General features: G+C 58.3%; 13 protein-coding genes. 8 read left to right on the top strand and 5 right to left on the bottom strand.

What is annotated here, in order from left to right; translation table 11 throughout:
- Positions 1–20: 20 nt before the first annotated feature.
- Both grxC and GGQ73_RS00405 read right to left on the bottom strand, forming a co-directional pair.
- Entirely contained in the window at positions 21–275 is a 255-nt protein-coding gene (gene grxC, locus GGQ73_RS00410) for a glutaredoxin 3 (RefSeq protein ID WP_174155827.1), read from the bottom strand.
- A 45-nt stretch (positions 276–320) separates the two neighbouring features.
- On the bottom strand, positions 321–1,058 hold the full coding sequence (locus tag GGQ73_RS00405) for a ComF family protein (RefSeq protein WP_234910829.1): 738 nt from the start codon (positions 1,056–1,058) through the stop codon (positions 321–323).
- Between the two features lie 100 nt (positions 1,059–1,158).
- On the opposite strand from GGQ73_RS00405, the gene GGQ73_RS00400 reads away from it, so the two are divergent.
- Entirely contained in the window at positions 1,159–2,055 is an 897-nt protein-coding gene (locus GGQ73_RS00400) for a methyltransferase domain-containing protein (RefSeq protein WP_183893077.1), read from the top strand.
- 12 nt (positions 2,056–2,067) lie between these two features.
- Here GGQ73_RS00400 and GGQ73_RS00395 read toward each other — a convergent pair whose 3' ends face one another.
- Positions 2,068–2,241, bottom strand: coding sequence for a Flp family type IVb pilin (locus tag GGQ73_RS00395; protein WP_183893747.1), 174 nt, complete (start codon positions 2,239–2,241; stop codon positions 2,068–2,070).
- Positions 2,242–2,492: 251 nt separating this feature from the next.
- On the opposite strand from GGQ73_RS00395, the gene GGQ73_RS00390 reads away from it, so the two are divergent.
- Positions 2,493–3,233, top strand: a complete 741-nt coding sequence (locus GGQ73_RS00390; RefSeq protein WP_174155823.1) for a FadR/GntR family transcriptional regulator — start codon at positions 2,493–2,495, stop codon at positions 3,231–3,233.
- A 12-nt stretch (positions 3,234–3,245) separates the two neighbouring features.
- Here GGQ73_RS00390 and GGQ73_RS00385 read toward each other — a convergent pair whose 3' ends face one another.
- A complete protein-coding gene (locus GGQ73_RS00385; RefSeq protein WP_183893075.1) occupies positions 3,246–4,034 on the bottom strand; it encodes a DUF7402 domain-containing protein in 789 nt (262 codons plus the stop codon).
- Between the two features lie 12 nt (positions 4,035–4,046).
- On the bottom strand, positions 4,047–5,825 hold the full coding sequence (locus tag GGQ73_RS00380; protein ID WP_183893074.1) for a heparinase II/III domain-containing protein: 1,779 nt from the start codon (positions 5,823–5,825) through the stop codon (positions 4,047–4,049).
- Positions 5,826–6,052: 227 nt separating this feature from the next.
- On the opposite strand from GGQ73_RS00380, the gene GGQ73_RS00375 reads away from it, so the two are divergent.
- The 6 genes from GGQ73_RS00375 (at position 6,053) to GGQ73_RS00350 (ending at position 12,161) form a co-directional block, all read left to right on the top strand.
- Complete coding sequence (locus GGQ73_RS00375) at positions 6,053–6,991, top strand: carbohydrate ABC transporter permease (protein WP_412762944.1); 939 nt, start codon at positions 6,053–6,055, stop codon at positions 6,989–6,991.
- Positions 6,992–6,995: 4 nt separating this feature from the next.
- Positions 6,996–7,832 (top strand): carbohydrate ABC transporter permease, encoded by an 837-nt coding sequence (locus tag GGQ73_RS00370; RefSeq protein ID WP_174155819.1) that lies wholly within the window; start codon positions 6,996–6,998, stop codon positions 7,830–7,832.
- Positions 7,833–7,836: 4 nt separating this feature from the next.
- Positions 7,837–9,009 (top strand): glycoside hydrolase family 88 protein, encoded by a 1,173-nt coding sequence (locus GGQ73_RS00365; protein ID WP_183893070.1) that lies wholly within the window; start codon positions 7,837–7,839, stop codon positions 9,007–9,009.
- Between the two features lie 15 nt (positions 9,010–9,024).
- Positions 9,025–10,134 (top strand): ABC transporter ATP-binding protein, encoded by a 1,110-nt coding sequence (locus GGQ73_RS00360; protein ID WP_183893068.1) that lies wholly within the window; start codon positions 9,025–9,027, stop codon positions 10,132–10,134.
- A gap of 17 nt (positions 10,135–10,151) precedes the next feature.
- The gene (locus tag GGQ73_RS00355; protein ID WP_183893066.1) at positions 10,152–10,850 is read left to right on the top strand and encodes a DUF624 domain-containing protein; all 699 of its coding nucleotides are present in this window, start codon (positions 10,152–10,154) and stop codon (positions 10,848–10,850) included.
- Between the two features lie 90 nt (positions 10,851–10,940).
- Entirely contained in the window at positions 10,941–12,161 is a 1,221-nt protein-coding gene (locus tag GGQ73_RS00350) for an ABC transporter substrate-binding protein (RefSeq protein ID WP_234910851.1), read from the top strand.
- Positions 12,162–12,174 lie beyond the last annotated feature (13 nt).

Here is a 12,174-nt window from a genome sequence, read left to right as displayed (position 1 = left end):
TCTCTGATGTTGTCGCGCTGTCAGGCGGCCAGAAGCGCGTCCAGCTTGCCATCGCGGTCCAGCGCGTGGAGGTCGTCGCAACCGCCAACATGTTTTTCACCGATGAAGATCTGCGGGAAGGTATTGCCGCCGGATTTGTCCATCATCTCCTGACGATAGTCGGGATTTGTGGTGGCATTGTATTCGGTGAAATCAACGCCCTTGCTTTCCAGGAGAGCCTTTGCACGGGCGCAAAAGCCGCAGAAATCGCGTGTGTAGATCGTGACGGAAGCCATTGTTGTCAACCTTTGCCATATCCGAGGAAACCCAATTGGTGCGTGTCATATAGGACCGGACATCGCCATTGCAAAGGTCAAAACGGTCACATCCGACGCACCGGCCTTCTTCAGCCTGCGGGCGGCTGCCGCAACCGTGGCGCCGGTCGTGTAGACATCATCGACAAGTACGACGCGCTTGCCGATGATGTCGGCCTCACGGCCCGGCGCAATCGCAAAGGCACCACGCACATTCTGCTTGCGCGCCTTTGCCGACAGCCCGACCTGTCTGCTGGTGGGTTTGATGCGCACCAGAGTGGATGACAGAAAGGGTTTGCCGGACAGCGCCGAGAGATGGCGAGCAAGCTCGGCCGACTGGTTGAAGCGGCGGGCGAGAAAGCGACGTCTGTGCAGGGGAACCGGCACAATGCAATCACAGCTAGCGACAGTGCCATCGCTTGCCCGAAGCATCCAGGACGCCATGAGGCGGGCAAGGTCGGTGCGGTCGAGATATTTCAGCTGATGGACGAGCTTTCTGGCGGGACCGTCATGCACGGCAGCGGCGCGCAGGCGAGCAAAGGGCGGCGGCTCTGCGATGGCTTTGGCGCTGAGGATGCCCGGGCCGTGATCTCGTGCAAAAGGAATGCCTAAAACTTCGCAATAGGGTCGCTCGATGAACTGTACGCCTGCCCAGCATTCCACGCACAGCGCACCGCCCGATGTCGTCTTGCACCCACACCCCACACAGGACGGTGGATAAACGAAATTGGCCACGGCACCCCAAAGGCCGCGCAGGGCGCCCATGCCGACGTTGCTCGAAAATGGCTTTTCCCAAGGGTGCATGCGGTTGACAATAAGCGCGAACGGGTGCCTTTGCGACAGCAAAGTTTGGATGGATGACGGTATGGACATTGTTTTCGACGCGGCGTTGATCGAGAAGAATCGCAAGCGCGCATGGCGCTCGCGCGACGACAAGGCGCTTTTCCTGCTGGATCTTGCCGCAGACGAGCTGGCAGACCGTCTCGCCATCGTTGAGCGGCATTTTGATAACGCCGTCGAACTGCATGGCGCGACCGGCATCACGGCACGGCGCATTCTCGACACAGGCAAGGTCGGAGCCGTCAAGCGCGTCGAGATGGATGCTGCTTTTGCCAATGGTGACGAACCACTCGAGATAGCGCCCATCGAGCACCTGCCGCTCGAGCCATCATCGGCCAATCTGATCGTCTCGCCGCTCAGCCTTCATCTCACCAACGACACGCCAGGCACGCTGATCCAGATCCGCCGGGCCTTGAAGCCCGATGGTCTGTTTATGGCCGCCATTCCCGGTGCTGGCACCTTGCAGGAGCTGCGCGATGTGCTTTTATCCACTGAAATAGAGTTGAGTGGCGGGGCCAGCGCGCGCGTCATTCCTTTCGCCGATGTGCGGGATGTCGGTGCTTTGCTGCAAAGGGCCGGATTTGCCCTGCCGGTGACGGATACGGAGACCTATACGGTGCGGTACGATTCGATCCTGCCTTTGATGCGCGATCTCAGGGCCATGGGCATGTCCAACCCGCTGACGGGACGCAGCAGAAAACCGCTGAACCGGCGGTTCTTCATGCGTGCTGCCGAACTTTATGCCGAGAAATACAGTGATCCGGACGGTCGTATCCGCGCAACCTTCTCGATCATTTTTGTCTCAGGCTGGGCGCCGCACGAAAGCCAGCAGAAACCGCTGAAACCGGGCTCTGCTAAGGTGCGTCTTGCCGACGCGTTGAAGACCGCTGAAATCAAACTGCCGTCAAAGAACGACGACTAAATTGCGTGGTGATCAGGCCATTGCGTTGGTGAAAGTGTCCGACAGAAACTGAAAGATCGCCGTGATATTGGTGCCGATGGTTTGCATGCCGACAATGATGGCCGAAGCGATGAGCGCAATGATGAGGCCGTATTCGATGGCGGTTGCGCCGTCGCGGTCCGCGTAAAGCGCGACGAGCTTCTGCATCAAAAATTCCGCTCGGTCTGCCATGCCCAAACCCCTTAACCCGTCCTGTCGCTGCAACGGGATGAATGTTACAGCAATTGTATGTTCAATTGGTTACGCGCTGGAAGCAAAAGCATACACGGACAGTGAGCGTTCCAAAGACGGAAACGCATTCAATCATCTGACAAATAGAACAATGATTGATATTGATCAAAATTCATCATATGTATTTGCTGTAAACATCCATTTTCAACGCCGGGCGATCCCTCAACATGCGTCATATTGGAAAAGAGCGCCCTAAGAACGGAGCCTCGCTCGTCAGCCAGCTCAGCGGCATTTTGCGCGAGGTGATCGCGTCCGGGAGATATGGACCTGGGGACAGATTGCCGAGCGAGATCGAACTGACCGAAGAGCACGGCGTCAGTCGAACGGTTGTGCGGGAGGCGGTTGCAGCGCTGCGCCATGACGGGCTTGTCGAAGTCCGCCAGGGGGCGGGCATCTTTGTCTTGAAGACGGAAAAGAATGCGCGTCCCGCCACGGTCGTGGACAAGGCGAGATTATCATCGGATCTGGAAGTGCTGGAGATCCGCACGCCGCTTGAAATCGAGGCAGCTGGACTTGCAGCCCTTCGCCGGTCGCCTTCGCAGGAAGAGGCGATTTTCGAGTGTCATGCCAAGGTGCTGGAATGCATCGAGACAAACCAGTCCATCCGCGAGGCGGATCTCGCGCTGCATTTCGCGATTGCGGCGGCGACCAACAATCCCCTGTTCACGCAGTTTCTGGAACTGCACGGACCGGCAGCCATTCCGCAATCCAAATTCGTCCCCAAGCAGCAAGAGGTTGACCAGACTGCCTATCGACGCCTGATACACAGGGAACATGAGGCAATCATCGTGGCAATTTCAGATCGCAACGAACAGGCGGCAAAGCTTGCCATGCAGGAACACCTGCGCGGCAGCCAGATTCGCTACCGCGAGATGATGCGCGATCTGCGTGGTATCGCCACCAACTGAAACGCACCGTGCCTAAGGCGCATCGGCGCCCCAGACCTCCAACTGTGTCAGCGCCGGAAACGGCGATGGGTCGTCGGCTTTTTTCAGATCGTGCAACCGCACCCATTCCACGGTTCGAGGCAGCATGGGGAAAGCCTGAGCTGCACCTGATTTCACCAGCGGGACGGTCAGCACATGCCCGTCTGAGAAGGTCATGCTGGCCTCGTTCCACCAGGCGTCATGGGGAAAATCTGCCCTGAGATACAGCGTGATCTGATCGATCAAAACCGGACGGCCGAAGGTGAGAGTGAGGGTCGCGGCCGGATCCTGGTTGATACCCCAGCTTGTATAGGGCCAGAAGCCGTGGTCCGTATTGGCCTTTTCGCCATCGATGGCATTGCGTGCCGCAAAGACGGCCTCGCCGCGCGTTTCCACATTGGCCTTGGCGTGCGGAAAGAGGGTGTTGTTATCATGATGGTCGAAAGGATTGAGAGCGAGATTTCGACGTGTCGACGCCTCATCGGGATGGACATAACAGGCGGAAATGCGGTGGAGATTTCCCAGAAATGCCTGCGGCGGATAGGTCTTGCGCGTCAAGCCGAAGGGCACAGGGAGAGCGAAATTCGTAGCCGCCATGAAAAGACGCGCGGGCGGCATGCCCGCATCGAGGCTGAGATCGATATGAACGGGCTTTTCCGCTTCGACAACGATCCGGTCACCTTCAGCGTAGTCATTGCGATAGACCAGAAAGACCTCATCGTCACAACTGGATTGCGACAGGACGGCACCGGCTGCGTTGACGACTTTGAGTGTGAGCTTCATCGGCATTCTCCCTTAGCGGATGACGAGGCGAAGGCGTTTGCCTTTTAGCGGAATGAGGGTGCGGTGGATGGTACCCGGCCATGACTGGCGCAGGCGCGGATCATCGATCCGAATGGTTTCGGTGGCGGGAACGCCTGCTCCCTCGATCTCGATCGATCCGAGATCGCCGACCAACAGACTATCGCCATCGATGCGGGGCGCGTCGATTGTCATAAGCGACAGAACGGCCTCGCGCTCGCCCTCATGGTCGTCGACGATCTCGACATGCTGGCCTCGGACGAGCCGGACGGTTCTGGTGTAGCTGCGGACGCCAGCGTCTGGCGAATAGGCGCGGGCAAGATCCAGAGATATTTCGGCCTTTTCCGGGGCAAAATCGACTTTGAAATCACCCGCCGTATAGGCTTCCCCGTCCTTCTGCATCACGCCGCCGAAGCTGGGCAAATTGTGGAAAGCCGATTGCATGGTCCAGATGTCGTAGCGCTGCGGCGAGAAGGTCTTGGCCGTGTAGGTTTCCACGCCGACATCAATGAGGAAAGGGCGACCATGCTTGTAAAGCGTGATGCTGCCGACATCGTTGTGGTTATGGCTTTCGCCATTGTTGCCACCCTTGACCGCGAGATCGAAGACGTCGTCGCGCGCAATCGCAAGCTCAATGCCGGGATAAAAGATATCACGCTTCTGAGGCGCCGGGAGAGTGACCTCGGCCAGTTCCCGTTCCGTCAGCACCGCCTGCACGCGATACCACAGGTTCCACTCATCCTGCATCAACCGCTTGGACGAATGCTGCCAGCGATCGAAGGCAAAGGCCTGAAGATCAGGCGATGCAATGGTTTTACCGACGAGATATTCGCGCAGGCCGCTGGTTTGAAACCGGGCCGGGGCATCTGCGAAATTGAAGAAGCTGTCATCCGCCACATGCATGTGACCAATGAATTCGGCCATATTGCGCAGCTTGTCTTCGCGCAAGAGTGTGTCGGTCACGCCGGGGGCAACGTCACCCAGAACCGCAAGGCTTGTGAACATGCACAGCGTCGCGTGTCCGTAATAAAGCGCGCCTTCTTCGCAGGCGCCGTCATCGGCGTAGTCTTTCTGGAAGGCATCGAGGCTTTTCAGCGCCTGCTCGGTAACGGCACGGCGGGTGGGCTGATCGGTGCTGCGCAGGAAGGTGGAGAGAAGAATGTTCTGCGTGATCCACGCCGTCCAGTTGTTCATTCGCTCCACACCACTGCCCATCCACCAGAAGTGGCGCGACAGGTATGGCACCAGGATGCGCCGATCGATTTCGTGCGATATTCGCGCGACAACGAAGGTGTCCAGTTGCGACGAAAGCAGATGCGAGACCAGCGCCAGATTGGCTGCCGTCTCGGCTGCGAAGAGATCGATGACAGGGTTTTGCGGATCGGGAAGGGGCGTGCGCGGACCTCCGCGAATATGGGAATTATGCGCCGGCAATTGCCAGCCGCTTTCCTCGCAGATGAGCCACAGGCCATCGATGATTTGCGTCAGGAAACGCCCCTGCCCTTCGATACATTCGCCCAGAACCAGCGCGTTCAGCCTGAGACGGCGGGAGAAATAGAGCGTCTCGAAGCGGGAACGATTACCGTTTTGCGTATATTCCCAATAATCGCCTGCAAGGATAACCGACCAGGGTTCATCGAGCGCCTTTGCCGCGGCATCAACCAGCTGGGCGTGGATACCCTGCGACGCAGCAGCGCGAAGACTGTCAGCGGTGAGATCTGCGGCAAAATCGCCCAGCCGGTGCGGCAGAAGCGGTATCAGTTCTGCAAACACGCCCTCGACCTCCCGCGCGTTCGATATTCGGTAGCAACGCTCCTATCATACGTCTTTCGCGATCTCCAGAGAATTTGTCTGACTTTATGTGAAGTTGTTTGACCAATGCAGAATTTATGATATCAAAACAGCTGGAGGCGTCAGGTGAAAATCTGATCGCAGGAGATGACCGAGGTCCGCGTCGATGATGACGATGGCTGGCCGACAATGGGAGGAATGCCGTGGCCATCGTGACCGCGTCCGACACACAGGCGGCCCCATACCGCAAGAAAAAGGTGCGGATCGTTTCGAAGAAACGACGCCGGGTCGAAAATGCGCTGATCGCCTACTCCTTCATTGCCCCGAATTTCCTCGGCTTTGCCATCTTCACGCTCGGCCCCATCCTGTTTGCCTTCGCACTGGCCTTCATGCACTGGGATGGCTCCAATGCCATGAGCTTTGCAGGGCTGGACAATTTCTGGCGCCTGTTCGAAGACAAGGCGTTTATCTCGGCCTTCTGGAACACGATCGTCTACACCGTGGTTTCCGTGCCGGCGACGCTCGCCTGCGCGCTGGGGCTGGCGGTTTTGCTCAACCAGAAAATCCTCGGGCGCGACTTCTTCCGCACCGCCATGTTCTTTCCCTATGTCGCCTCGCTGGTGGCTGTGGCGGTCGTGTGGAACATGATTTTCAACCCCGAAATGGGGCCTGTGAACATGCTGCTCTACACTTTGGGCATGGACCCGGCGGACATGCCCGGCTGGGCCGCAGATCGGCACTGGGCGATGGTGACCGTCATTCTGTTCGGCATCTGGAAAAGCATGGGTTATTACATGGTGATCTATCTGGCCGGGCTTCAGGGCATCAATTCCGAGCTTTATGAGGCTGCCGGGCTTGATGGTGCCAATGCCTGGCAGAAGTTCATCCACGTCACGCTGCCGCAACTGGCACCGACGACGTTCTTCGTCACCGTCATGCTGACCATCCAGTCGTTCAAGGTCTTCGATCAGGTCTACATGATTACGCAGGGCGGACCCGGCACGTCGACGCTGGTTCTGGTCTACCACATCTACAACGAAGCCTTCATTTCATGGGATCTCGGCTATTCCAGCATGATTGCGCTGGTTCTGTTCTTCCTTGTGCTGGCCGTAACCGTCGTCCAGTTCAAACGTCAGCGGGAGGACTGAGACGATGCGGATCATGGGCCGGAAAGTCACTGTTGGTACGATTGCCGTCTACGCAACCGTCATCGCGATCACCATCATCATGCTGCTGCCGTTTGCGTGGATGCTGTCGGCGTCGCTCAAGCTGAGCCGCGATGTCTTCGCCTTCCCCATCGAATGGATACCGGCGCAGCCACGGTGGGAGAACTACACCGAGATCTGGACGAAGATTCCGCTGGCGCTGTTCATCTACAACACGTCGAAGCTGACCATCATCGTCACGATCATGCAGTTGCTGACGTCGAGTTTCGCGGCCTATGCCTTTGCCAAGCTGCATTTTCCCTACAAGAACACGCTGTTTCTGGGCTACATCGCCACCATCGCCATGCCGTGGCAGGTCTATATGGTGCCACAGTTTCTGCTGATGCGCGAATTCGGCCTCAACAACACCCATCTGGCGCTGATACTGCTCCAAGCCTTCACCGCGTTCGGCGTGTTTCTGATGCGGCAGTTCTACATGTCGATCCCCAATGAATTGTGCGAGGCAGCCCGCATCGACGGCATGAACGAGTACCAGATCTGGGCGAAGATCATGTTGCCGCTGTCCAAGCCGGCGCTCTCGACGCTGACGATCTTCACGTTCGTCACGACCTGGAACGACTTTCTGGGGCCGATGATCTATCTGACGAAAACCGAGCTGAAGACCATCCAGATCGGGCTTCGCATGTTCATTTCGCAATATTCTGCAGAATACGGGTTGATCATGGCCGCCTCCGTGGTCGCCCTGATCCCGGTGCTTATCGTTTTTCTGGCGCTGCAACGTTTCTTCGTCGAAGGCGTCGCCTCCTCCGGGATCAAGGGTTGATACCATGCTGAATTCTACCGACACCCAACCCAGCCCGATCAGCGAAGCCGAAGTCGATGTGGCGATGGCGACGGCTGTCGAACAGGTGCGGCGCAACCTGCCGGAATTTACCTACAAGGCACAGAACCACTCCAGCGTCGGCAATGTCTATCCTGCCGTCGCCAACGATCAATGGACTGCAGGGTTCTGGCCGGGACAGATATGGCTCGCCTTCGAGCATACGGGCGACAGGGTGTTTCAACATGCGGCACAGATACAGGTGCAGAGTTTTCTGCACCGGATCGAAAACCGCATCGAGACGGACCATCACGACATGGGCTTTCTCTATTCACCATCCTGCATCGCCGCCTGGAAGCTGGTGGGCGACGAGGACGGCAAGCGCGCAGCCCTGATGGCCGCCGACCAGTTGATGGAGCGGTTCCAGCCTGTCGGGCAGTTCATTCAGGCATGGGGCCGCAAGAACAATCCCGACGAATATCGCTACATCATCGACTGCCTGCTGAACCTGCCGCTGCTCTACTGGGCAGCCGAGCAGACAGGCCGCGAAGAGTACCGCGACGTCGCGCTGGCCCATGCCCGCACAACGCTTGCCCATTCCGTTCGGCCTGACGATTCCACCTATCACACTTTCTACATGGACCCGCACACCGGCGCGCCGGTGCGCGGCGTGACGAAGCAGGGTTATAGCGACGAGAGCTATTGGGCGCGTGGCCAGGCCTGGGGTATTGCCGGAATGGCGTTTTCCTACCGCTACGAGCGGCTGCCCGCCTATCGTGAGGCGTTCGAGCGACTGCTGGCCTTTTACCTGAAGCGCCTGCCGTCCGATCTCGTGCCCTATTGGGACCTCGTCTTCACCGAGAAGGATGGCGAACCGCGCGACAGCTCGGCCGCGGCTATCGTTGCCTGCGGCCTGCTGGAAATGGCCGATCTGGAAGAGCCTGAGAAGGCCGAGGAATACCGCAATCTCGCCGGGCGCATGGTGAAAAGCCTTGTCGATAGCTATTCGGTCAGGGATCCGGCTGTTTCCAACGGTCAGCTTCTCCACGGCACCTATTCGAAGAAGACGCCGCACAACACCTGCCGCGGCGAAGGCGTCGACGAGTGCGTGTCGTGGGGCGACTATTATTATCTGGAAGCCCTGACGCGACTGTCGCGCAACTGGGCCTCCTACTGGTGATCGCGTGAGGACGGTATGGCAAGCATTTCGCTGAAAAAACTCAACAAGACCTTTGGTGCGCTCAAGGTCGTCCACGATATCGATCTGGAGATCGCCGACAAGGAATTCATCATTCTCGTCGGCCCGTCCGGCTGCGGCAAGTCCACGACATTGCGGATGATTGCCGGGCTGGAGGACATCTCCGGTGGCGAGCTTCGCATCGGCGAGGACGTGATGAACGACGTGCCGTCGAAAGACCGCGATATCGCCATGGTGTTCCAGAACTACGCGCTTTACCCGCATATGACGGTGTACAAGAACATGGCCTTCGGCCTGCAATTGCGCAAAGCGCCGCGCGATTTCATCGACGAGAAGGTGAAGGAAGCGGCCAATATTCTTGACATCACGCATCTCTTGAACCGCAAGCCGAAGGCGCTGTCGGGCGGGCAACGGCAGCGCGTGGCGCTGGGCCGCGCCATGGTGCGCAACCCGGAAGTGTTTCTTCTCGACGAACCGTTGTCCAACCTCGATGCCAAGCTGCGCGGCACGATGCGCGCCGAGATCAGCAAGCTGCACAAGCGGCTGGATGCCACTTTCATCTATGTGACGCACGACCAGATCGAAGCCATGACGATGGCGGACCGCATCGTGGTCATGAAGGATGGTCACATCCAGCAGGTGGACACGCCGCAGCAACTATACGACCGGCCCATCAATATGTTCGTCGCCGGTTTTATCGGCGCACCGCAGATGAACATGCTGCCGGTAACATTGAAGCGGGACGGTGAACGCGTCACGGCCGTGTTCGATGGCACGCCGCTGCCTTTGCCTGCGAGCATCGATGCCGAACGGCTGCGCCCTTACGAAAACAAGGACGTGATCCTCGGCATCCGCCCGGAGAATTTTCACGAGTTTGCGCCCGCTGATATCGACGCGGCAAACACCGTGCCTTTCAACGCCACGCTGGAACTGGCCGAGCCGATGGGATCGGAGGTTCACCTCAATCTTGTTGCAAGCGGCAAGGCGCTGATCGCGCGTGTTTCGCCGCGGTTCAAAGGCAGAATAGGCGATGACATCACCCTGATTGCCGACCTGACGGGCGCGCAGGTCTTCGACCCGGAAACGGAACGTTCCATTCTCTACTGAACGCTGGGAGGCGCATGATGCAGTGGCTTGAAGGACTATGGACAAGGGAGGGAGCCGGGATCGACAAGGATGCCCCGCGCGCCACCGGCCTTGCCCTGTTCTTCGATATTTTGAAACGGGAATGGTGGGAGCTGGTGAAGCTCAATCTGCTGTTCCTGATTGCCAGCCTGCCATTGCTCACGATCCCTGCGGCCACGCTGGCCATGGCGCGGGTGTCCCGCGCAATCGTTGCGGATGAAAATACCTATCTGCTACGCGACTTTCTGGAGGCTCTCCGGCACTATGCGGTACGCGGCACGGTGCTGATTGCGGTTTGCGCCGCAATGATCGCCGCCAGCATCTATGCCGTCATTGCCTATGCAAAAGCGGTGCCGGATGCGCTGATCTACAGCCTGCCTTTGGCGATCAGCATCGTCATCACGCTGTTTACCGGCCTCGTATCCGCCTATGCCATCGTGCTGGCCGTGACGCGCGACCTGTCGTTTTCCAGCCTGTTTCGACAGGCGGCGCTTTTGGCACTGGTGAAGCCGCTGCCCATGTCGGCTGCATTGGGTTTCGCAGCCGCTCTCTGGCTCGCCCATATCCTGTTTTATCCGGTGTCGGTGTTCATGCCTGCCACCATCAACTTTTCGCTGGGCATCTTCACCATGTGCTTTGCCGCACGGCACATCGAGACCCTTGAGGTGCAAGAGCCAAGCAACCCGAAACATCCATAAAACCAAACACAGTCCGGGAGGAAACCGACGATGGAATTCAACACGACACGACGTGCATTCGCTTTGGCCACCGTAGGAATAGGCTTTGCCATGAGCATGGGAGGGGCCGCCTTTGCGCAGAGTGATGCGCCGGTGACCCTGAAATGGGCTTTGTGGGATCTCGACAAGGGTGCCTACTTCAAGCCGCTGATGGACGCTTATAAAGCCAAGCATCCGAATGTGAGTTTCGAGCCCGTCGATCTGGGTTCGCAGGACTATACGCAGATGATTTCGACGCAGTTGACCGGCGGCTCGAAGGACATCGATATCGTCACCATCAAGGACGTGCCGGGTTACGCCAACCTCGTGCGGGCCGGAAACATTGACGATCTCAGCGGCTACATGAAGGACCAGAAGATCGATCCGGCAGGCTATGGCGGGCTGATCGAGGAACTGACGGTGGATGGCAAAATCTACGCCCTGCCGTTCCGTTCCGATTTCTGGATCGTCTATTACAACAAGGACATCTTCGACAAGGCAGGCGTCCCCTATCCCACCAATGACATGACTTGGGCGCAGTTTGACGAGATCGCCACGAAGCTCAAAGGCGGCATGGGCCAAAACCGTGTCTATGGTGCGCTGTTGCACACATGGCGCTCGACCGTACAACTGCCCGGCATTCAGGATGGCAAGCAGACGCTGGTCGATGGCAACTACGCGTTTCTGAAGCCTTGGTACGAACGGGCACTTGCCCTGCAAAAGAGCGGCGCCATCCCGTCCTATGCATCGCTCAAAACCTCCAACACCCATTATTCCGCGCTCTTCTTCAACGGCACCATCGGCATGTTGCCGATGGGAACGTGGTTCATGGGAACGCAGATCGCCAAGGTGAAATCAGGCGAATCCAAGAGCGCCAATTGGGGTATCGTCAAGTTCCCGCATCCCGATGGCGTGGAAGCAGGCACGACGGCCGCGCAAATTTCTGGTCTGTCGGTCAATTCCAATTCGGCACACAAGGAAGCGGCGCTTGATTTCATCAAGTTTGTGACCGGCCCGGAGGGCGCTGAAATCGTTGCATCGACCGGCACATTCCCGGCGCTGAGATCGGACACGGTCGCCCAGACCATCGCAGCGCTTCCAGGCTTTCCGCAGGACCAGAACAGCAAGGATGCGCTGAAAGCCGGCAAGGCCTATCTGGAAATGGCGGTCAACCCGAATGCCGCCCGCATCGAAGTCGTGCTGAACCGCGTCCACGATGCGCTGATGACCGATAACCTCTCCATCGATGACGGTATCAAGGACATGGACGACGGCGTCAAAGCCATCAAGTAAGCATCGGGCGGTC

The organism is Rhizobium skierniewicense (genome assembly GCF_014196515.1).
Taxonomy (GTDB): domain Bacteria; phylum Pseudomonadota; class Alphaproteobacteria; order Rhizobiales; family Rhizobiaceae; genus Agrobacterium; species Agrobacterium skierniewicense.
Note: the sequence above shows the minus strand (reverse complement) of the source record. Positions and strands in the feature narration are given on the sequence as shown.